This is a genomic window from Streptomyces sp. 12E, assembly GCF_055633275.1.
The window spans coordinates 5,008,829-5,028,257 of the sequence record NZ_JBVNCJ010000001.1 but is presented as its reverse complement, the minus strand read 5'-3'; the positions used below and the strand labels follow the sequence as shown (position 1 = coordinate 5,028,257).

General features: G+C 72.2%; 21 protein-coding genes. 12 read left to right on the top strand and 9 right to left on the bottom strand.

What is annotated here, in order from left to right; translation table 11 throughout:
• Positions 1-41: 41 nt before the first annotated feature.
• Positions 42-1,277, bottom strand: coding sequence for an IS30 family transposase (locus ACZ8ZB_RS23495; protein ID WP_470741562.1), 1,236 nt, complete (start codon positions 1,275-1,277; stop codon positions 42-44).
• Between the two features lie 249 nt (positions 1,278-1,526).
• Between ACZ8ZB_RS23495 and ACZ8ZB_RS23490 the strand changes: the two genes are divergently transcribed.
• The 4 genes from ACZ8ZB_RS23490 to ACZ8ZB_RS23475 all read left to right on the top strand — a co-directional run bounded on the left by ACZ8ZB_RS23490 (position 1,527) and on the right by ACZ8ZB_RS23475 (position 5,487).
• Positions 1,527-2,480 carry an ABC transporter ATP-binding protein gene (locus ACZ8ZB_RS23490; RefSeq protein ID WP_470739624.1) on the top strand — a complete coding sequence of 318 codons (954 nt, stop codon included), beginning with the start codon at positions 1,527-1,529 and terminating at the stop codon, positions 2,478-2,480.
• Positions 2,481-2,482: 2 nt separating this feature from the next.
• Positions 2,483-3,256 carry an ABC transporter permease gene (locus ACZ8ZB_RS23485; RefSeq protein WP_470739623.1) on the top strand — a complete coding sequence of 258 codons (774 nt, stop codon included), beginning with the start codon at positions 2,483-2,485 and terminating at the stop codon, positions 3,254-3,256.
• Positions 3,257-3,376: 120 nt separating this feature from the next.
• The gene (locus ACZ8ZB_RS23480) at positions 3,377-4,618 is read left to right on the top strand and encodes an ABC transporter ATP-binding protein (RefSeq protein WP_470739622.1); all 1,242 of its coding nucleotides are present in this window, start codon (positions 3,377-3,379) and stop codon (positions 4,616-4,618) included.
• Entirely contained in the window at positions 4,615-5,487 is an 873-nt protein-coding gene (locus ACZ8ZB_RS23475; protein WP_470739621.1) for an ABC transporter permease, read from the top strand. The genes ACZ8ZB_RS23480 and ACZ8ZB_RS23475 overlap by 4 nt, the downstream gene beginning before the upstream one ends.
• A gap of 6 nt (positions 5,488-5,493) precedes the next feature.
• Here the strand turns inward: ACZ8ZB_RS23475 and ACZ8ZB_RS23470 are convergent, their stop codons facing one another.
• Positions 5,494-5,826 (bottom strand): ATP/GTP-binding protein, encoded by a 333-nt coding sequence (locus ACZ8ZB_RS23470; RefSeq protein WP_470739620.1) that lies wholly within the window; start codon positions 5,824-5,826, stop codon positions 5,494-5,496.
• 241 nt (positions 5,827-6,067) lie between these two features.
• On the opposite strand from ACZ8ZB_RS23470, the gene ACZ8ZB_RS23465 reads away from it, so the two are divergent.
• Positions 6,068-7,096: an LLM class flavin-dependent oxidoreductase gene (locus tag ACZ8ZB_RS23465; RefSeq protein WP_470739619.1), complete on the top strand. Its 1,029-nt coding sequence runs from the start codon at positions 6,068-6,070 to the stop codon at positions 7,094-7,096.
• A gap of 84 nt (positions 7,097-7,180) precedes the next feature.
• Here ACZ8ZB_RS23465 and ACZ8ZB_RS23460 read toward each other — a convergent pair whose 3' ends face one another.
• Entirely contained in the window at positions 7,181-7,573 is a 393-nt protein-coding gene (locus ACZ8ZB_RS23460; protein WP_470739618.1) for an SCO5389 family protein, read from the bottom strand.
• Positions 7,574-7,862: 289 nt separating this feature from the next.
• Between ACZ8ZB_RS23460 and nucS the strand changes: the two genes are divergently transcribed.
• Positions 7,863-8,534 (top strand): endonuclease NucS, encoded by a 672-nt coding sequence (gene nucS, locus ACZ8ZB_RS23455; protein WP_381223702.1) that lies wholly within the window; start codon positions 7,863-7,865, stop codon positions 8,532-8,534.
• Positions 8,535-8,609: 75 nt separating this feature from the next.
• On the opposite strand, the gene ACZ8ZB_RS23450 is transcribed toward nucS, so the two are convergent.
• The 3 genes from ACZ8ZB_RS23450 to ACZ8ZB_RS23440 all read right to left on the bottom strand — a co-directional run bounded on the left by ACZ8ZB_RS23450 (position 8,610) and on the right by ACZ8ZB_RS23440 (position 12,802).
• Positions 8,610-11,210 carry an ATP-binding protein gene (locus ACZ8ZB_RS23450; RefSeq protein ID WP_470739617.1) on the bottom strand — a complete coding sequence of 867 codons (2,601 nt, stop codon included), beginning with the start codon at positions 11,208-11,210 and terminating at the stop codon, positions 8,610-8,612.
• 264 nt (positions 11,211-11,474) lie between these two features.
• Positions 11,475-11,798 (bottom strand): STAS domain-containing protein, encoded by a 324-nt coding sequence (locus ACZ8ZB_RS23445; RefSeq protein WP_030223853.1) that lies wholly within the window; start codon positions 11,796-11,798, stop codon positions 11,475-11,477.
• A 155-nt stretch (positions 11,799-11,953) separates the two neighbouring features.
• Positions 11,954-12,802: a 3-hydroxyacyl-CoA dehydrogenase family protein gene (locus tag ACZ8ZB_RS23440; RefSeq protein ID WP_470739616.1), complete on the bottom strand. Its 849-nt coding sequence runs from the start codon at positions 12,800-12,802 to the stop codon at positions 11,954-11,956.
• Between the two features lie 217 nt (positions 12,803-13,019).
• Here ACZ8ZB_RS23440 and ACZ8ZB_RS23435 point away from each other — a divergent pair, with 217 nt between their 5' ends.
• Positions 13,020-13,682, top strand: a complete 663-nt coding sequence (locus tag ACZ8ZB_RS23435; RefSeq protein ID WP_470739615.1) for a maltokinase N-terminal cap-like domain-containing protein — start codon at positions 13,020-13,022, stop codon at positions 13,680-13,682.
• Between the two features lie 6 nt (positions 13,683-13,688).
• On the opposite strand, the gene ACZ8ZB_RS23430 is transcribed toward ACZ8ZB_RS23435, so the two are convergent.
• Positions 13,689-14,324: a TetR/AcrR family transcriptional regulator gene (locus ACZ8ZB_RS23430; RefSeq protein ID WP_470739614.1), complete on the bottom strand. Its 636-nt coding sequence runs from the start codon at positions 14,322-14,324 to the stop codon at positions 13,689-13,691.
• A 91-nt stretch (positions 14,325-14,415) separates the two neighbouring features.
• Here ACZ8ZB_RS23430 and ACZ8ZB_RS23425 point away from each other — a divergent pair, with 91 nt between their 5' ends.
• Genes ACZ8ZB_RS23425 through ACZ8ZB_RS23415 form a run of 3 tightly spaced genes read left to right on the top strand, consistent with a single transcriptional unit; the run spans position 14,416 to position 16,544 of the window.
• On the top strand, positions 14,416-15,198 hold the full coding sequence (locus tag ACZ8ZB_RS23425) for an ATP-binding cassette domain-containing protein (RefSeq protein ID WP_470739613.1): 783 nt from the start codon (positions 14,416-14,418) through the stop codon (positions 15,196-15,198).
• 10 nt (positions 15,199-15,208) lie between these two features.
• Positions 15,209-15,958: an ABC transporter permease gene (locus tag ACZ8ZB_RS23420; protein WP_470739612.1), complete on the top strand. Its 750-nt coding sequence runs from the start codon at positions 15,209-15,211 to the stop codon at positions 15,956-15,958.
• 13 nt (positions 15,959-15,971) lie between these two features.
• Entirely contained in the window at positions 15,972-16,544 is a 573-nt protein-coding gene (locus ACZ8ZB_RS23415) for a cob(I)yrinic acid a,c-diamide adenosyltransferase (protein WP_470739611.1), read from the top strand.
• Between the two features lie 3 nt (positions 16,545-16,547).
• Here the strand turns inward: ACZ8ZB_RS23415 and ACZ8ZB_RS23410 are convergent, their stop codons facing one another.
• Both ACZ8ZB_RS23410 and ACZ8ZB_RS23405 read right to left on the bottom strand, forming a co-directional pair.
• Positions 16,548-16,745, bottom strand: a complete 198-nt coding sequence (locus tag ACZ8ZB_RS23410; protein ID WP_470739610.1) for a DUF5708 family protein — start codon at positions 16,743-16,745, stop codon at positions 16,548-16,550.
• A complete protein-coding gene (locus tag ACZ8ZB_RS23405) occupies positions 16,742-17,326 on the bottom strand; it encodes a hypothetical protein (protein ID WP_470739609.1) in 585 nt (194 codons plus the stop codon). The genes ACZ8ZB_RS23410 and ACZ8ZB_RS23405 overlap by 4 nt, the downstream gene beginning before the upstream one ends.
• 152 nt (positions 17,327-17,478) lie before the next feature.
• Here ACZ8ZB_RS23405 and ACZ8ZB_RS23400 point away from each other — a divergent pair, with 152 nt between their 5' ends.
• The gene (locus tag ACZ8ZB_RS23400) at positions 17,479-18,672 is read left to right on the top strand and encodes a sensor histidine kinase (protein ID WP_470739608.1); all 1,194 of its coding nucleotides are present in this window, start codon (positions 17,479-17,481) and stop codon (positions 18,670-18,672) included.
• Positions 18,669-19,310, top strand: a complete 642-nt coding sequence (locus tag ACZ8ZB_RS23395) for a response regulator (RefSeq protein WP_470739607.1) — start codon at positions 18,669-18,671, stop codon at positions 19,308-19,310. The genes ACZ8ZB_RS23400 and ACZ8ZB_RS23395 overlap by 4 nt, the downstream gene beginning before the upstream one ends.
• Positions 19,311-19,429: the final 119 nt, after the last annotated feature.

Below are 19,429 nucleotides of genomic sequence, written 5' to 3'. Positions count from 1 at the left end.
CTGAGCTTGGGTTCAAGGGATCGTCGCAACACCACTTGGTTTTAGGTGGTGAGTAGATCACGTAGACGCTCGGCTGGGGTATCCCAGCCGAGCGTCTTGCGTGGGCGGCCGTTGAGTTCCTGGGCGACGTGTTCGAGGTCTTCGGGGCTGTGGACGCTCAGGTCGGTGCCCTTGGGGAAGTACTGCCGCAGCAGTCCGTTGGTGTTCTCGTTCGAGCCGCGTTGCCAGGGCGATGCGGGGTCGCAGAAGTAGACGGGCATGCCGGTGGCCATGCTGAACTGCTTGTGGCGTGCCATCTCGCTGCCCTGGTCCCAGGTGAGGGAACCGCGCAGGTGGGCGGGCAGGGTCTGGATCGTGGCGACGAGGCCGTCGCGGACGGTCTCGGCGTCGTGGGCTCCGCCCGGCAGGTGGACCAGCATGGTGTAGCGGGTGCTGCGCTCGACCAGGGTGGCGATCGCGGAGCGGCCGCCCTGGCCGATGATCAGGTCGCCTTCCCAGTGACCGGGCACGGCCCGGTCCTCGATGTCGGCGGGGCGGTCGCTGATCATCACCATCGGGTCGGTGAACCGTGGGGTGCGCCGCTGGGGGTCCCGGCGTGGTTTGCGGCGGGTCCGCCCGGAACGGACGGCCGCCTGCACCTCCCGTTTCAGGCCGCCACGGGCCTGGAAATACAGCGCCTGGTAGACCGTCTCCACGCTCACCCGCATGCTCTCGTCGTCGGGATGTTCTCTCAGTAGAGCGTGGCAGATCTGCTCCGGTGACCACCGCCTGCGCAGTCCGTCCTGGACGAAGCGGCGCAGCCGTCCCTCGCGCAGCAGTTTGCGTTCCTTGGGCCGGGGCCTGCGGGCGGCGGCCGCGCGGTGGGCGGCGTAGGGCTGGTAGCCCTCGCTGCCCGAGTTCGCGTCGATCTCCCGCTTGACCGTGCTCGCCGGCCGTCCCAGGGCTCGTCCGATCGCCCGCAGCGAGTGGCCCGCCGCATGGAGATCGCGGATCTTCTCGCGCTCGGCGAGCGTCAGGAACCGCGGGTGGAGCTGCTTTTCCAGGGCCGTCAGGCCCACCGGTGGCGTGGTCACAACGGACATCGTGACGGTCCCCGCCGCGTAGTCGACGCGGCGGCCGTCGGCGTAGGTGCGTGTGGTGCCGCTCTTCTTGACGCCCCAGTCCCAGTCCTTGGCCGTGCGCTCGTTCACGCCGACCTGCCGGGCCGCGACCCGGCGTGCGACACCGGCGGCCCGAAGCCGCTCGTACTCGTCCCGCCCGGGATGCCGGCGCGGCAGACGAACCGAGCTCCGTCCAGCTTTCCGGGCCCAGCTGAAAGCAGTGTTCCGGTTCACCCCCAGCTCACGCGCCACCACGGTCACGTTCCCCACGGCATCCAGCCGCGCAAGAAAACGCTCCCGCAGCCCCGCAAGATCATCGCGCCCAACGACCACGGTCCTCGCAACTCCCACAGATCGCGGGTGTTGCGAGGACCGTTAGAACCCAAGGAGGTGGCAGGGGGCCTTGTCCCGTTCTAGCGTGGCCGCATGATCGAGCTCGAGGGGCTGACCAAGCGGTACGGCGAGAAGGTGGCGGTCAAGGACCTGACCTTCACCGTCCGGCCGGGCGTCGTCACGGGCTTCCTCGGTCCGAACGGCGCCGGCAAGTCGACCACCATGCGGATGATCCTGGGGCTGGACCACCCGACCGCCGGGGACGTGCGCGTCGACGGCACGCACTACGACCGGCTCGAGGACCCGCTGACGTGCATCGGCGCCCTGCTGGAGGCCAAGGGCGTGCACCCGGGCCGCAGCGCCTACCACCACCTGCTGTGCCTCGCGCAGAGCAACGGCCTCCCGCGGCGGCGGGTGCACGAGGTGCTGGACACGGTCGGGCTGACCGCGGTGGCGCGGAAGAAGGCCAAGGGGTTCTCGCTCGGCATGGGCCAGCGGCTCGGCATCGCGGCGGCGCTGCTCGGCGATCCGCGGATCCTGATGTTCGACGAACCGGTCAACGGCCTCGACCCCGAGGGCATCCACTGGATCCGCACGCTGATGAAATCGCTCGCCGCCCAGGGCCGCACGGTCTTCGTCTCCTCCCACCTGATGAGCGAGATGGCGCTGACCGCCGACCACCTCGTCGTCATCGGCCAGGGCCGGCTGCTCGCCGACACCTCCATGGCCGAGTTCATCGAGCGCAACTCCCGCTCGTACGTCCGTATCCGCGGTCCGCAGCGCGAGCGGCTGCTCGACGTGCTGCACCAGGCCGGGATCACCGCCGTGGAGAGCGGCGACGGGGCGCTGGAGGTGGACGGCTCCAAGGCCGAGTACATCGGGGAGCTGGCGGCCCGGCACCGGCTGGTGCTGCACGAACTGAGCCCGCAGCAGGCCTCCCTGGAGGAGGCGTTCATGCGGCTGACCGCGGAGTCGGTGGAGTACCACGCGCACACCGGCGCCGCCGCCCCGCCGCAGCGGTGGGGCGACGACTGGAAGAAGGGCTGAGCATGGCGGCGACGCAGGTCGTCCGGTCGGAGTGGACCAAGATCCGGTCGGTGGCGTCCACCGTGTGGACGCTCTCCCTGGCGGTGGTCGTCACCATCGCGCTCGGCATGCTGATCTCGGCGCTGTCGAAGAACGAGTACGAGGCCCTGGGCGCGCGGGACCGGCTCTCCTTCGACCCGACGTTCATCAGCTTCGCCGGGATGAGCCTCGGCCAGCTCGCGATGATCGTGTTCGGGGTGCTGGTGGTGTCGAACGAGTACAGCACCGGCATGATCCGCGCCTCGCTGGCGGCCGTCCCCCGGCGCGGCACGTTCCTGCTGAGCAAGCTGGCGGTGGCCACCGCCCTCGCCTTCGTCGTCTCCATGGCCACCGGCTTCGCCGCCTTCTTCCTGGGCCAGGCGATGCTCGGCGAGTACAAGGCGTCGATCGGGGACGACGGCGTGCTGCGGGCGGTCATCGGCGGCGGCCTCTACATGACGCTGATCGCGCTGTTCTCGATGGGCGTCGCCGCGATGCTGCGCTCCCCCATGCTGTCCCTGGGCATCCTGATGCCGTTCTTCTTCCTCATCTCCAACATCCTCGGCAACGTCGACGCCACGGAGAAGGTCGGCCGGTTCCTGCCGGACCAGGCGGGCAGCAGGATCATGCAGGTGGTGGTGCCCCCCGACGACGACGTCCCGTACGGGCCCTGGGGCGGCCTGGGGATCATGGCGCTCTGGGTGCTCGCGGCGGTCGTCGGCGGCTACGTCCTGCTGAAGCGGCGCGACGCGCAGTAAATGATCATGCGGGACCGGTTTTTACCTCGGCTTGAGCGGAACCGTCAGTGCCTCGATAAGCTCCTAACCCTTACGGGGGCGTGTGCCCCGCTGTCCTGAACCTTCCGATGGGTGCGGAGCATGATCGAGGCAGTCGGCCTGACCAAGCGGTACGGCGACAAGACCGCTGTGTACAACCTTTCCTTCCAGGTGCGTCCCGGCGCCGTCACCGGGTTCCTGGGCCCCAACGGCTCGGGCAAGTCGACGACCATGCGGATGATCCTCGGCCTGGACAACCCCACCTCGGGACAGGTCACGATCGGCGGCTACCCGTACCGCAGGCTGCCCAACGCCCCCCGTCAGGTCGGCGCGCTGCTGGACGCGAAGGCGGTGCACGGCGGCCGGTCCGCGCGCAGCCACCTGCTGAGCCTGGCCCAGCTGTCGGGCATCCCGGCCCGGCGCGTGGACGAGGTGCTGGGCGTGGTGGGCCTGCACGACGTGGCGCGCAGGCGGTCCAAGGGCTTCTCGCTGGGCATGGGCCAACGGCTCGGCATCGCCGCCGCGCTGCTCGGCGACCCCCAGGTGCTGCTGTTCGACGAGCCGGTCAACGGCCTCGACCCCGAGGGCATCCTCTGGGTGCGCAACCTGATGAAGGCGCTGGCCGCCGAGGGCCGTACGGTCTTCGTCTCCTCCCACCTGATGAGCGAGATGGCGCTGACCGCCGACCACCTCATCGTCATCGGGCGCGGACAGCTGCTCGCCGACATGAGCGTGACGGACTTCATCTCCGCCAACTCCGCCGACTTCGCGCGCGTGCGCACGCCCGACACCGAGCCGCAGCAGCGCGAGAAGCTGTCCGCCGCGATCACCGAGGCCGGCGGCCACGTGCTGCCCGAGCAGGACGGCGCGCTGCGGGTGACGGGGCTGGCGCTGCCGCGCATCAGCGACATCGCCCACGACGCCGACGTACGGCTGTGGGAGCTGTCGCCGCACCAGGCCTCGCTGGAGGAGGCGTACATGCGGATGACGCAGGGCGCCGTCGACTACCGCTCGACCACCGACCAGAAGGCCGGGCTCCAGCAGCCGCTGGAACCCGGCGCGCAGCCGCCGGTGCCGGTTCCGGGGCAGGGCCAGCCCGGCTGGTACGCCCCGCCGCCGCCCCAGCAGGGCGGGCAGCCCTTCGCCGCGCCGCAGGGCGGGCCCGCGGGCCCCTACGGCGCTCCGGGCGCCCCTGGAGCCCCCACGCCCAACCCGTACGCACAGCCCGCCCCGCAGGCCCCCCAGCCGCCGTCCGGCCCGGCTCCGGCGGCGCCGCCCGCCGCACCCGCCGTGCCCCCGACCGCTCCCGCAGCCGACCTGACCAAGCCCGAGGACGCCCGATGAGCACGCCCCCGCCCCCGATGCCGCAGACCGCCGCACCCGACTGGCAGGCGGCGCCCGGCTCCCCGTACCCCACCTACACCTCGCCGATCCCCGTGGTCCGCACGCACCTCGGGCACGCGCTCGCCTCCGAGTGGACGAAGATCAGGTCCGTGCGCTCGACCATGTGGACGCTGGGCGTGTTCGTGCTGCTCGTGGTCGGCATCGGCCTGCTGACCGGCCTGGTGGTCTCCAGCGCCGAGGCCGACATGGGCGGCGAGAGCCCGCTGTCCCTCGGCTTCTTCGGACTGCTGCTCGGCAGCATGTGCGTCATCACGCTGGGCGTGCTGACCACGGCGTCGGAGTACGGCACCGGCATGATCCGCACCACGATGGTCGCCTGCCCCTCGCGCGGACGGGTGCTCCTGGCGAAGGCCCTGGTGTTCTTCCTGCTCGCCTTCGTGGTGACCCTGGTGTGCGCGACGCTGACCGGCTTCCTGCACGTGGCGCTGCTGGAGGGGCACAACGCGAAGGACCCCAGCGGCGAGGAGTGGCTGAAGGGCACGGTCGGCGTCTCGCTGTACGTGGCGCTGCTCGGCACGCTGTCGCTGGCGATCGGCTCGGTCATCCGGCACTCGGCGGGCGCCATCACCCTCATGATCGGCGCCGTGCTCGCCCCGCTGGTGATCGCGCTGTTCATGTTCTCGTCCTCGCTGGCGGACGTGCGGGAGGCGCTGTTCGAGTACTCCATCCCGAACCAGATGAGCATCTTCTACGCCAACTCGCTGAGCGAGTCCGGCCCTTCGGGCTGGGACCCGCTGTGGGTCATGCTGGTCGCCGCGGCCGCCGCGCTCGGCGGCGCCTTCGCCCTGCTGCAGAAGCGGGACGTGTGACGGGGTTCAGAACCTCGGCGCGTTACGGGACCGCTGCACCCGCGTGGTGCGGCGGTCCTTCGCGTTCCAGCACGCCTTGTGCCAGTGCCGGCGGTCGTCGACGCCCGCGTGCTCGGGCCAGGCCACCACGTGCGGCACCCCGTCCGGGATCAACTGGTCGCAGCCGGGGCACCGGTAGGCCTTGCCCTGGGCGCTGGCGCCCGCCACGTGCCGCACGTTCCACTCCTCCCCCCGCCAGCTCTCCGCGGACTGCCAGCCGCCGTAGCGGCCGGAGCGGTCGTCCTCGGCGCTCCGGCCGGACGAACCGGCTCCCTTGGGTCGGTTACGACGCGGGGACACGGGACACCTCACGGGGCTATACAGGATGCTGGGGCCGGGTCCAGCCTACGCGGCGCGCGCGGGGGTACGCGTAGGGCACCGATCGCCACAGGTCCCCTCCGTGACGTTGCGACGCCCCTCCTGAGCGGCCGATTCTGCAGACAATCCGCAAAGTCCCCCGCCCGGCCGTGTCCTCGGCACGTGTCAGGCGGTTATGCCCTGCGGGGGAGCTCCGCGTCGGGGCCAAGGAAGCAGGAAAGCAATGCGCGTTGGAAGTTTCGTGTTGGCCGCCCAGTTCCCCGGGCAGGGCGAGGGAGAGGCGCTGCACCGCGCGGTCCGCTCGGCCGAGGTCGCCGAGGAGGCGGGGCTCGACACGGTCTGGCTGGCCGAGCACCACTTCGTGCCCTACGGAACCTGCCCGTCGGCCGTCACCCTGGCCGCGTTGCTGCTCGGCCGCACCCGCCGGCTCCGGGTCGGCACGGCGGTCAGCGTGCTGCCCACCGTGCATCCGGTCGCCCTCGGCGAACAGGCCGCGCTGCTGCACATCACGAGCGGCGGCCGGTTCTCGCTGGGTCTCGGGCGCGGCGGACCGTGGGTCGACCTGGAGGTGTTCGGGGCCGGACTGCAGGCGTACGAGAAGGGGTTCCCGGAATCACTCGATCTGCTGGTGCGCTGGCTGCGCGAACCGTCCGTCGGGGCCGACGGCGAGCGGTACCGCTTCCGCGAGGTGCCCGTCGTCCCCCGCCCGTCGGAGGCCCTGGACGAGACGGAGGGGCCCGAGGTCGTGGTCGCCTGCACCTCCCCGGCGGGCGTACGGCTGGCCGCCGAGCGCGGGCTGCCGATGCTGCTCGGCATGCACATCGGGGACGAGGAGAAGGCCGAGATGGTCGCCCTGTGGCGGCAGCACGCGCGCGCCTGCGGGCGGCCGGCCCGGGAGGTCCACCGCGCGGCCCATGTCTCGGCCGGCGTCTGCCAGATCGCGGACCGGCGCGCGGACGCGGCGGAGACCCTGATGAAGGCGATGCCCGGCTGGCTGGAACAGGGGCTCGAGGCCCATGTCACGGTGGACGGGCGGCAGCGGCGGATGCGCGACCCGCTGGCGTACACCGAACTCCTCTGCGGGCTGCACCCGGTGGGCCCGCCGCGGCTGTGCGCCGACCGGCTCGCCGCGACCAGCGAGCGGACCGGCATCTCCCGCTTCGCCCTGCTCGTCGAGGGCTCCGGCGACCTGGCGGCGACCGAGGAGAACGTGCGGCGGCTCGGAGCCGAGGTACTCCCCCGACTCGGCTGAACGAACGGGGTTCACACGGGCTTGCCGCCCCGGTACGACTGCACCTCCCCCGCGTACGGAGCGGCAAGCGAACGGTGGAACGCGTCAGCAGTCGCGCAGTTCCGGCGACTGGTTCAGTATCTGACCGCGCACCGAGGTGAAGCGGGCCAGCCTCTCGTCGACCGAGGAGTCAAGCGGGAACACGGCCACCCGGTGGCAGTTCTGGAAGGCCAGCCGTACACCGAAGTGGCGTTGCAGCGCCCCGCGTATCGCGTCACTCGCGAGCGCACGCAGCAGCTGACCGCGTGCCTGCTCGTCCGGCGGGGGCGTCTGGTTGTCGGCGAAGGCTCCGCCGTCCACCTTCAGCTGGGCCACCAGGGAGCTGATCATCTCCCACGCGAAGGGCAGGGAGGTCCGGACGCAGTCGACGAATTCAGCTTCGTCGACCTCGCCTCGCTCGGCCTGTTCGAGTAGGGCCGGTGAGACGTCGAGCGACATGGGTTCTCCTCTCGCACCCCCAACGATCAGGGGTTGCCTGACAGATAAGGGAGTGCGCGATATCAGACACGCTGCGTACACAGTTCGCGACCTCCCGTTCAATACCGTAAGCAACGGGCGGGGGCGGCACCAGGCGAATGCCCGGATGCGGAACTTCCTGTGGGCCGGTAATCGGCCACCGCCGAAACACGCGTTTTCCCGGAGATTCAGGACGCGCCTCGTGGGCCCCGAGGGGCGTGTGTGACGACGAATCGCGTCGGGGCGGGCCGGTCGAGTAGCGTTGCCGACCATGCGTCTCGTCATTGCCCGCTGCTCCGTGGACTACGCCGGGCGGCTCACCGCGCACCTGCCGTCGGCACCCCGTCTCATCCTGGTCAAGGCGGACGGCAGCGTCTCGATCCACGCCGACGACCGGGCCTACAAGCCCCTGAACTGGATGTCGCCCCCCTGCACGCTGAAGGAGGGAACCGGCGACGAGGAGGGCGTCTGGACCGTCGTCAACAAGGCGGGCGAGAAGCTCATCATCACGATGGAGGAGATCCTCCACGACTCCTCGCACGAACTGGGCGTCGATCCCGGCCTGATCAAGGACGGCGTGGAAGCGCACCTCCAGGAGCTGCTCGCCGACCGCATCGAGACCCTCGGCGAGGGGTACACCCTCATCCGCCGCGAGTACATGACGGCGATCGGCCCGGTCGACATCCTGTGCCGGGACGCCGAGGGGCGGACGGTCGCGGTGGAGATCAAGCGGCGCGGCGAGATCGACGGCGTGGAGCAGCTCACGCGCTACCTGGAACTGCTGAACCGCGATCCCCATCTCGCCCCGGTGCGGGGCGTCTTCGCCGCGCAGGAGATCAAGCCGCAGGCCCGGGTCCTCGCGACCGACCGGGGCATCGGCTGCCAGGTCCTCGACTACGACGCGCTGCGCGGCATCGAGGACGACAAGCTGCGGCTGTTCTGACCGCTCCGGCAGGGAGTCGAGGGCCGGGTTCCGTCGGGAACCCGGCCCTCGACCGTGCTCGGAGGTGTCCGCGGGTCAGATCACCTGTACCGGGCCGCCGGGCGTGCCGGCCCCGCCGCTCTGCGGGGCGCTCGCGCTCGTCTCCACGGGGGTCGACGGCGCGGTGTCGCCCGCCGTGGTCTCCGGCCCCGTGGGCGTCTCCGGCTCCGTCGGCGTCTCCGGCTCCGTCGGCGTCTCCGGCTCCGTGGGCGTCTCCGGCTCCGTGGGCGTCTCCGGCTCCGTGGGCGTCTCCGGCTCCGTCGGTGTCTCCGGCTCCGTGGGCGTCCCCGGCTCGGACGACGGCTTCGAGGGGGAATCCGTCGGATCGTCCGGATTCTCCGTCCCGCTCGGTCCGTCCGACGGCTCCCCCGACTCACCGGCCGTGGGCGTCGGGTCGTCGGAGGTGCCCGGGGTGCCGTCCGGGCCCGGGTCGGTCGGCCGGCTGGTGGCCTCGCCGGTGTCGCCCTCGTCCCCGGCCGCCGGATCGGCGCCGAGGCTGCCGTCGTCGACGCCCTGGCTGGCGGAGGGGTTGACGCCGACGTTCTCGGACGGGGTGCCGGTGTCGTTCTCCGACGTGGCGCCCAGGGTGACCACCGTGCCCAGCACGGCGACGAGCAGCGCGCCCGCGCCGGCCGCCACCAGGTTGCGCTTGGCCAGTGCCTTGAGACCGCCGCCCGGCTTGGCCGGCGGCGCGGACGGCGACGGCACCGCGCGGTGGACGACCAGGGCGGTGTCGGCGGGCGGCTGGAGCTCCGGGAAGGCCGTCGGCACCCTGCGCGGCGGTGCGGCCGACTCCTCGTAACGGGCCTCGGGCACCTCCTCCGCCACGGTCGGCACGATCGTCAGCGGGGTTCCGGAGCGGTCGGCGACCAGGGCCAGCGCCCTGCGTCCGGCGACGGTGCCGCGCTTGTCGGCGAGGGCGCCGCGCAGCCCGATGGACGCCTCCAGTTCGGCGCGCGCCCGGTCGAACTGTCCGGCGCACAGCGCGTGGACGCCGAGCTCGTGGTGGAAGTAGGCCTCTTCCGCCACGTCCCCCGCGAGCCTGGCGGCCTCCGCACCGGCCCGCAGCGTCTTCTCCCAGGCGCTCCAGTGCAGGCCCGAGGCGAACGCGGGCGCGGCGGTACGGGCCAGCCGCACGACCGTGCTCTGCTCGCCCTCGGTGGTCTCCGTGGCGAGCGGGGACGGCACGGCGAGCGCGGCGAGCACCGTGTCGGCCTCGGCACAGACCCGCTCCGGGTCGACCGAGGGGTGTCCGGTCCACCAGGCGTAGTGCTGGGCGGCGGCGCGGACCTGCTCCTCGGCCTCGTCGGCGTATCCGGCGGCCTCCAGCTGGGCCGGCACCCCGGCGGCGAGCCGGTAGCGGGAGCCGACCGGGGAGACCAGTCCGCAGGCGGCCAGCTCGCCGAGGGCGGCGTCGGCGTGGGTGTCGCCCACCAGGGCGGGCAGGTGCGCCTGGTGGGGCACCTCGCCGCCGAGCGCGACGGCGAACCGCAGGGTGGCGCGGGCGGAGGCGCTGAGCCGGGAGGCGAGCAGCGGGGCGGGGGCGGCGGCCTCGCCGAGCGAGGGCAGCGGCACCTCGTCGCCGTCCGCGGGGCCGTGGGCGGCCTCGTCGGGCCGTACGTCCTCGAAGACGCCGAACTCCTCGACGGCGTCGGCGCCGGCCCGCAGCCGGTCGCGCTGCCGCAGCAGGGCGCCGGCCTGGACGAAGCGCAGCGGCAGGCCCTCGGACTCGAACCAGAGGTCCCCGGCCCAGTTCGACTCGTCCTCGGTGAGGCTCCGGCCGACGGCGTGCTCGAGGAGGTCGAGGCCGGCCGCGCGGTCGAGACCGGGGAGGACGACCTCCTCGAGGCCGGCGTCGGCGGACGGCTCGGGCACGTCCGGGGTGGCGCCGAGCAGGAAGGCGCACTCGGGGGTGGCGTCCAGCAGCTCGTCGAGGGCGGCGCCGCCGAACTCCAGGTCGTCGAGGACGACGACGGCGCCGATCTCGCGGACGTGGTCGGCGAGTTCGTCCCGGTCCGGGCGGTGCAGCGGGGCGTCGTGGACGGCGTGGAAGAGGTCGTGCAGCAGGTCCTCGGCGGAGCGGCGGTGGCCGTTCAGGCGGACGACGCCGTCGGGGGCGAGGTCCGCGCAGTCCTCGGCGACGATGTCGAGGAGCCGGGTGCGGCCGGAGCCGGCGGGGCCGGTGAGGCGTACGGAACGGCCGCGGGCCAGCAGCCGGACCAGCTTCTCGCGCTCGTCCTCACGGGCCAGCAGCGGCAGCGGGAGCTGCGCGGGCCCCGGCGGGACGGGCGGCCTGGCGGCCCGCTCCACCTCGGCGCGCTCGGCCTCGGTGAGCTTCGCGGGGCGGGCCGGCCGCTCGGCGGGCGGGCAGGGCTCGATCTCGCTGCCGTCGACGGGGTTGACGGTCAGCAGGAAGTCGCCGGAGACGAGCCGCACCGTGCGGGCGGGCCCGGGCGCGTGCTGTCCGAAGTCGGAGGTGAGGGATTCCCGGGGCGGACGCTGGCGCGGCGCGGGGCCTGCCCCGGCCTCGGATCCTCCCCCGCTCTCGGCTTCGCTCGAGCGGGGGGACCCCCATGACCGGGAGGTGCCCCCACCTTCCTGGCCGTACTCCTCGGGTCCCGGGTTGTTCGGGTCCATAGGTCCTAGCCCCCCAAAAGCGTCGTGTGGCGGAAGCCCTTCCCGACCTCGTCGCACACCGCGCTGTCGCTTCTGGTCCGGCCCGCTCGAGGGTTGCAGGGCAGCAGGCAGCCGAACCTTAAACCTTCGCTCAGTATCCACGACAGTCCGGGGTACCGGGCGGTCCGGGACATCACGGTCTCGTGAGGATTGTGCGCACGTCGCACGGTTCGCCGAGGTCGGTCCGGGTCCTCGGGGGTCGCCCCGTCCCGCACCCGTGCGTCCTCACACGCGGGGCAGCGTGTCCACCCCGATGCCTCCCTCGATCGCCAGGATCCGGTGCAGCCGGGTGGCCACCAACAGGCGCTGCATCTGCGGCGGTACGTCCCGCAGCACCAGGCGCCGGCCGCAGCGGCCGGCCCGTCGGTGGGCCCCCATGATCACACCGAGTCCGGTGGCGTCCCAGGAGTCCAGATCGGACAGGTCCAGCACCAGGTCGCCGGCTCCGTCGTCGACGGCCGAGTGCAGGACCGTACGGGCGTCCGCCGCGCTGCGGACGTCGAGGCGGCCCCCGACGACCAGCTCGGCGTGGTCGCCCCTGATGTACATATGCGCTCCCCGTGTTACGTCTCGTGCTCCGCGTTTTCCTGACGGCCGGTGACGCAACCTCTGACCGCGCGGTGGTGCCCGAGGTTGCTGCCCGTGAGCGAACCGATACCGAATTCACCCCGGCGTGTGATGCCCGCCGGGGCGGGCGCACGGTGTCAGTGCTCGTAGAAGCCCTGCCCGCTCTTGCGGCCGATGTCACCGGCGTCAACCATCCGGCGCATCAGCTCGGGAGCGGCGAACTTCTCGTCCTGGGACTCGGTGTAGATGTTCGACGTGGCGTGCAGCAGGATGTCCACGCCGGTCAGGTCGGCGGTGGCCAGCGGTCCCATGGCGTGGCCGAAGCCCAGCTTGCAGGCCAGGTCGATGTCCTCGGCGCTCGCCACGCCCGACTCGTACAGCTTGGCGGCCTCGACGACGAGGGCGCAGATGAGACGGGTGGTGACGAAGCCGGCGACGTCGCGGTGGACGACGATGCAGGTCTTGCCGACCGACTCGGCGAACTCCCGCGCCCTGGCGAGGGTTTCGTCGCTGGTCTTGTGGCCGCGGACCAGTTCGCACAGCTGCATCATCGGGACCGGCGAGAAGAAGTGGGTGCCGACGACCCGCTCCGGGCGCTCCGTCACGGCCGCGATCTTGGTGATCGGGATGGCGGAGGTGTTGGAGGCGAGGACGGCGTCCTCGCGCACGATCTTGTCGAGCGCCCGGAAGATCTCGTGCTTGACCTCGAGCTTCTCGAACACGGCCTCGACCACGACGTCCGCGTCCGCGCAGGCGTCCAGATCGGTGGTCGGGGTGATCCGGGCGAGGGCGGCGTCGGCGTCGTGCGCCTCCATCCTCCCCTTGCCCACGAACTTGTCGTACGACGCCTTGATCCCGTCGGTGCCGCGCGTGAGCGCCTCGTCGGTGACGTCCCGCAGGACGACGTCCCAGCCCGCCTGGGCGGAGACCTGGGCGATGCCGGACCCCATGAGGCCGGCCCCGATGACGGCGAGCTTGCGTGTCACTGTGCGACTCCCCTGATACGCGCTGTCTTGTTCTCCAGGAGCGGACACTAGCGGGCGCCGACGCCCCTGTGACTGACTTAGTAACGCGTTTCACGTCTCACCTGATGAGACTCCCGTCACGTCTCCCCGCCGGGTCCGGCGGAAAGGCGGTCACCGCGTGCGCGGCGGGTGCGAGGGTGGGGGGACCGGTGTCCGATCGACGGAGGAGAAGCCCGGCATGGCCGTGATCCACCGCACCACCCTCGAGCCGACCAAGCTGGAACTGCTGACCGCCTGGCTGCCCTCGCGCCCCTGGTACCACGGGGGCGCGGGAGCACCGCGGCTGGCCAGGGCCGGCGGTTTCCGGCTCGACGACCCGGAGGGGGAGGTCGGCATCGAGTTCATGGTGGTGACCGACTCCTCCGGCGCCGGACCGGCCGCCTACCTGGTGCCGCTCACCTACCGGGGCGCTCCCCTCGACGGGGCGGAGCACGCCCTCGTCGGCACCACGGAACACGGTGTCCTCGGGCGGCGCTGGGTCTACGACGGCTGCCACGACCCGGTGGCCGTCGCCGGGTTGGCGGCGCTGATCGAGGGCCGCGTCCAGGCCCAGGCCCAGAGCGTCAGCGACACCCCCGACCGGGAGGTCGTCCGCGCCTACGCGGACGAGGCCCCGGTCCCGGAGGAGTTCACCGCCGTGGAGGACACCGAGGAGCACACCGCGCTGTCCGCGCCGGACGGCACGGTCCTGCGCGTCCTGCGGACCCCGGAGCCCGCTCCGGACGGCTCACCGCTTCCCGGCCCGGGAGCGTCGGGCCATGTCGCCGGTGCGTGGGACCTGCCCGACGGCACCCGCGCGCGGGGCCTGCTGTGCGTCCTGCACACGCCCCCTGCGGCGTAGCCCGGTTCAGCCGCGCACCGCGTAACCGAGCACCCGGTCGCTCAGCAACTCCTCGATGTCGTCGACCAGTCCGAGCACCTCGCGCGACACCTCGGCCGGTGCGCGGCCCTTCATCATCTCCCGGCCGATGGTGACGAATACGGTGCCGTGGATCCAGCAGATCTGGCCGGCCACCAGGCCCGGCAGCGGGTCACCGGGGGCGGCGTCCGTCTCCTCGCGGAGCGCCGCCTCCAGGTTGTCCTGGACCTCCTGCTGCAGGCTCCACAGCCGGGAGCGCAGCTGCGGGGAGTCATGGATGACCCGCATGAAGCGGTCGTAGCCCTCCATCAGGCCGATCCGGGGTGACACCGCCTCGATGTCGGCGCGCAGTTCGCGCAGTACGGCGCGGGCGGCCGACTCCCCCTCGTCCCGGGCCCGGACCCAGCGTGCCAGCTGGTCGACGACGCCGCTGGAGCGGTCGAAGAAGAGGTCCTCCTTGGCGGGGAAGTAGTTGTAGACCGTGTTCACGGACACGTCGGCGGCCTCCGCCACCTCCGCCATCGTCACGGTCACGAAGCCGTGCTCCAGGAAGAGCCCGGTGGCGATGTCCGAGATCCGCTGCCTGGTCTCGCGCTTCTTCCGCTCCCTGAGTCCCTCTGCCATGCCCCTCATCGTAGGTCGACCCGAAGATCAGTGGACCCTCTCAAAATTTGGTGTCGTTGCAAAATTTCAATGACTCTGTTTTTCTGGAGTCATGGCAATCATCAGTACGGCCGGACTGGCCCGTACCTTCCAGACGAGAAGCGGCCCCGTGGAGGCCGTGCGCGGTGTCGACCTCACCGTCCGCGAGGGCGAGATCCTCGGCCTCCTGGGACCCAACGGCGCCGGCAAGACCACCACCCTGCGCATGCTCACCACCCTGCTCGCCCCCACCGGCGGCGCGGCCACCGTCGCCGGCCACGACCTGGTGGCCGACCCGGCCGGGGTGCGGCGGGCCTGCGGCTACGTGGCGCAGTCCGGCGGGGTCGATCCGCAGGTCACGGTGCGGGAGGAACTGGTCACCCAGGGCCGCCTGTACCGGCTCGGCAGAGCACGGGCCGCCGAGCGCGCCGAGGAACTGGCCCGCGACCTGGACCTCACCGGGCTGCTCGACCGCACGTGCGCCGCGCTCTCCGGCGGCCAGCGGCGCCGCCTGGACATCGCGATGGCGCTCACCCACCGCCCGAAGGTGCTGTTCCTGGACGAGCCGACGACCGGTCTCGACCCCGGCAGCCGCGCCGGCCTCTGGGACCTGGTGCGGCGGCTGCGCGACGAGCACGGCACCACCGTGTTCCTGACCACCCACTACCTCGACGAGGCGGACGCGCTCGCGGACCGGCTGGTCGTCGTCGACCGCGGCGTGGTCGCCGCCGAGGGCGCCCCGGACGCCCTGAAACTGGAGTACGGAGGCTCGGCCGACGCCTCGCTCCAGGACACGTTCCTCGCCATCACCGGCCGCAGTGCGACACCGGCCGACGCCGCCCCCGTAGCCGTATAGGACCTCCACGATGCTGCTCCACGACACCGCACTCGTCTACGGGCGCTACCTGCGCCAGTCCCTGCGCTCCCGTTTCGCCCTGTTCTTCGGCGTGCTGACGCCGCTGCTGTACCTGCTGTTCTTCGGCCCGCTGCTGACCGGTCTGCCGCTCGGCGGGCCGGGCAGCTCCTGGCAACTGCTGGTCCCGGGGCTGCTGCTGCAACTCGGCCTGTTCGGGGCCTCGTTCGCCGGTTTCTCGATCATCATCGAGAAGGGTCAGGGGGTGGTCGAGCGGATGCGGGTCACGCCCGTGAGCCGTCTCGCCCTGCTGCTGGGCCGGGTGCTGCGGGACGCCACGCTGTTCGTCTTCCAGGCGGTGCTGCTGGTGCTGGCCGCGCTCCTGATGGGGCTGCGGGCCCCGCTGCCCGGGGTGCTGATCGGCTTCGCCTTCGTCGCCCTGCTGACCGTGTCCCTCGCCGCGCTGTCCTACGCGCTCGCCATGAGGATGGAGACCCCGCAGACGTTCGGGCCGACGATCAACGCCCTGACGATGCCGTCGATGCTGCTGTCGGGCCTGATGCTCCCGATGACCCTGGGTCCCGCCTGGCTCGACGTCCTGTCCCACCTGACGCCGTTCCGCTACCTGGTCGACGCGGTGCGGGACGCCTACGTCGGCTCCTACGCCACGGCCCACATGCTGTACGGCGGTCTCGTCGCCGTCGGCTTCGCGGTCCTCGCCGTGACCGTGGGCACACGCGTGTTCCGGACGGCCGGAGCGTAACTAGGCTGGCCCCATGGTCAACCTGACGCGCATCTACACCCGGACCGGCGACAAGGGCACCACGAACCTCGGTGACATGAGCCGGGTGCCCAAGACCGACCTGCGGATCTCCGCCTACGCCGACGCCAACGAGGCGAACGCGGTGATCGGCACGGCGATCGCGCTGGGCGGTCTGGAGGAGGAGGTCGTCGGGGTCCTCACCCGCGTCCAGAACGACCTGTTCGACGTGGGCGCCGACCTCTCGACGCCGGTGGTGGAGAACCCCGGGTACCCGCCCCTGCGGGTGGAGCAGTTCTACGTCGACCGGCTGGAGGCGGACTGCGACCGCTTCAACGAGCGGCTGGACAAGCTCCGCTCCTTCATCCTGCCCGGCGGTACGCCCGGCGCGGCCCTGCTCCACCAGGCCTGCACGGTCGTACGCCGGGCCGAGCGCTCCACCTGGGCGGCGCTGGAGGTCCACGGCGAGACCATGAACCCCCTCACCGCCACCTACCTCAACCGCCTCTCCGACCTCCTGTTCATCCTGGCCCGCATCGCCAACAAGGAGACCGGGGACGTCCTGTGGGTGCCCGGCGGGGAGCGCTGAGCCCTACCGGAGCCCCGCCGGGCCGCGCGCGGCCCGGTACAGACCCAGCAGGATCTCGGCGCCGCCCACGCACACCATCACCACGCCGGCCTTGACGGGATCGACCACCGGCAGGTCCACGCCCCCGGCGAACAGCCACAGCCCCAGGCCCGCCACCAGCGTCGCGGTCCCCGCGATGAGATTCCTGGAAGCCCGCTTCACCGGCCGACACGCTCCTTGACGCGGTCCTGCCCGGCCGGGGACCCGCCCGCCGGGGCCTTCTTGGGCCAGATCCAGTAGGCCAGGGCCACCAGGCCGTGGAGGCCGGCCGCCCGCCAGGCCGTGAAGCGCCAGTCCTCCAGGGAGGCGGTGCGGCCCGGGTCGTCGACGTACCAGATGGCGAGCTGGAGCAGCGCGGTCGCCACGGCGGCGGCCGTCAGGGTGCCCAGCCACACCTTGGTCTCGTGCCAGGCGCGGGGCATGCCGTAACGCGGTGGGCCGAGCGGCCTGGGCGCGCCGCCCAGCCGGTGGGCGGCGTGGCCGTCGAGCCACTTCACCGTGCGGTGGCCGTGGCCCACGGTGTAGCCGATGTAGAGCGCGGCCAGGCCGTGGCTCCAGTTCGGCTCGGCGCCGTTCCTCAGGTCCAGCACGGTGGCGACCAGCAGGACGACCTCCAGCAGCGGCTCGCACAACAGCAGCGCGAGGCCGGCACGGGGCATCCGCAGCAGATAGCGGCAGGCCAGTCCGGCGGCCAGCAGCACCCAGAAGCCGATCTCACAGGCGGCGATCAAGGCGACGATCATGGTTCGCTCCCTTCGGTCACCCTTTCAGGCTCCCGTGCGGAGCGGCCCGTTTCGTCGTCGCCGCCGACGAACCCGCGGTACATCGAAAGATGCAGTCCGGGACCGTCCGCGGGGATCGGGCGCCGGGCGCGCGCACCGTGTTGGATGGTGCCATGGCCGTACGACCGCCCCGCCCCCGCCGCTTCGACGTCCACGTCGCGCTGGGCGGTCTGCTCGGCGGGCTGCTCCTGTGGGGCGTGGGCCTGGCCACCCGTCCGCACACGGAGCCGTACGTGCTCCTGCCCGGGCGCTGGCCCCTCCTGCTGCCGCTCGCCGTCATGGCGGCCTGTGAGCTGCTGCGCCGCAGCGCTCCCCGTGCCGCCCTGCTGATCGGCACGCCCGCGCTCGTGCTGGACCTCGTCACCCAGGGCAGCCTGGTCACGGTCCTGATGTACACCGACCTGATGTACGCGGCCGTCCTGTACGGGCCGCCCGCCTCGGCCCACCGCATCCCGCGGATCACCGGGCTGCTCTCGGTGGCCGGGTTCGTGGTGCCGTTCGCCGTCTGGCGCGAGCCCGAAGCACTGCTCATCGGTGTGATCACCGGCCTGGTCACCTTCGGACCCGCCTCGACCGGACTCATCGTGCGCAACCACCGCGAGGTCGCCGAGGCGGCCCGGCTGCGCGCCGAACAGACCGCGCTGCTGGCCGAGATGGACCGCGTCCAGGCGGTGACCGCCGAACGCGCCCGGATGGCGCGGGAGTTGCACGACATGGTCGCCAACCACCTCTCCGCCATCGCCATCCACTCCACGGCCGCACTCTCCCTGGAGGACGAGAGGACCTCCCGCGAGGCGCTCGCCGTGATCCGGGAGAACAGCGTCCAGGGGCTGTCCGAGATGCGACGGCTCATCGGCATCCTGCGCGACGGGGCCGACGACCGGGAACCCGCCGCGGTCCCCACCCTCGACGGCCTCGGCGCGCTGGTCGAGGGCGCCCGCGCCAACGGGCTGGACGTCACCCTCGACGCCGCCCACGCCTCCGTGCCCGCACCGGTCGAGCTCGCCGCGTACAGGATCGTGCAGGAATCGCTGACGAACGCGCTGAAGCACGCCGCGCCGGGAAGGGTCACCGTGCGGCTGCGCCGCCTCGACGACGGCCTCGACATCCGGGTGAGCAGCCCGTACGGCGGCCGGGACATCCCGCGCGCACCGGGGTCCGGGGCCGGGCTGATCGGCATGCGGGAGCGGGCGACCCTGCTGGACGGCACGTTCGAGGCCGGACCGGAGGGCGGTCCGGACGGCAAGCTGTGGGTCGTACGCGCCCGTCTTCCCGTCACCGACATCACCCGAGGAGAGCTGGAATGATCCGGGTCCTGGTCGCCGAGGACCAGTCCGCCGTCCGCGCCGGACTGGTGCTGATCCTGCGCAGCGCGCCCGACATCGAGGTGGTCGGCGAGGCGGAGGACGGGGAGCGGGCGGTGACCCTCGCCCGTGAGCTCCGCCCCGACCTGGTGCTGATGGACGTGCAGATGCCGCGCCTGGACGGGGTGTCGGCGACCCGGCAGGTGGTCGGGGAAGGACTCGCCGACGTGCTGGTGCTGACCACCTTCGACCTCGACGAGTACGTGTTCGGGGCGCTGCGGGCCGGGGCCGCCGGGTTCCTGCTGAAGAACACGGACGCGAAGGACCTCATCGCCTCGGTGCGCACGGTGGCGCGCGGGGAGGGCGTCGTCGCCCCGGCCGTCACCCGGCGGCTGATCGCGGAGTTCGCCGCGAAGCCCGCCCGCCGGGCGACGGTCGATCCGGCGGTGCTGGACGCCCTCACCCGGCGCGAGCGCGAGGTGCTGTCCTGTCTGGGCGAGGGGTTGTCCAACGCCGACATCGCGGCGCGCCTCGACATGGCGGAGGCGACGGTGAAGACACACGTCAGCCGCCTGCTGGGCAAGCTGGAGCTGCGCAGCCGGGTGCAAGCGGCGGTGCTGGCCCAGGAACTGGGGATCTGACGGAAGCCGGCACGAGTTTCGGGGGCAATGGTCCAGACCTATTGACCTGTGGTCCAGACCTTTCTATTCTCGCGGCACCGCGGGCGTGATGGCTCAGTCACGCCCACAACGGCTTCTCC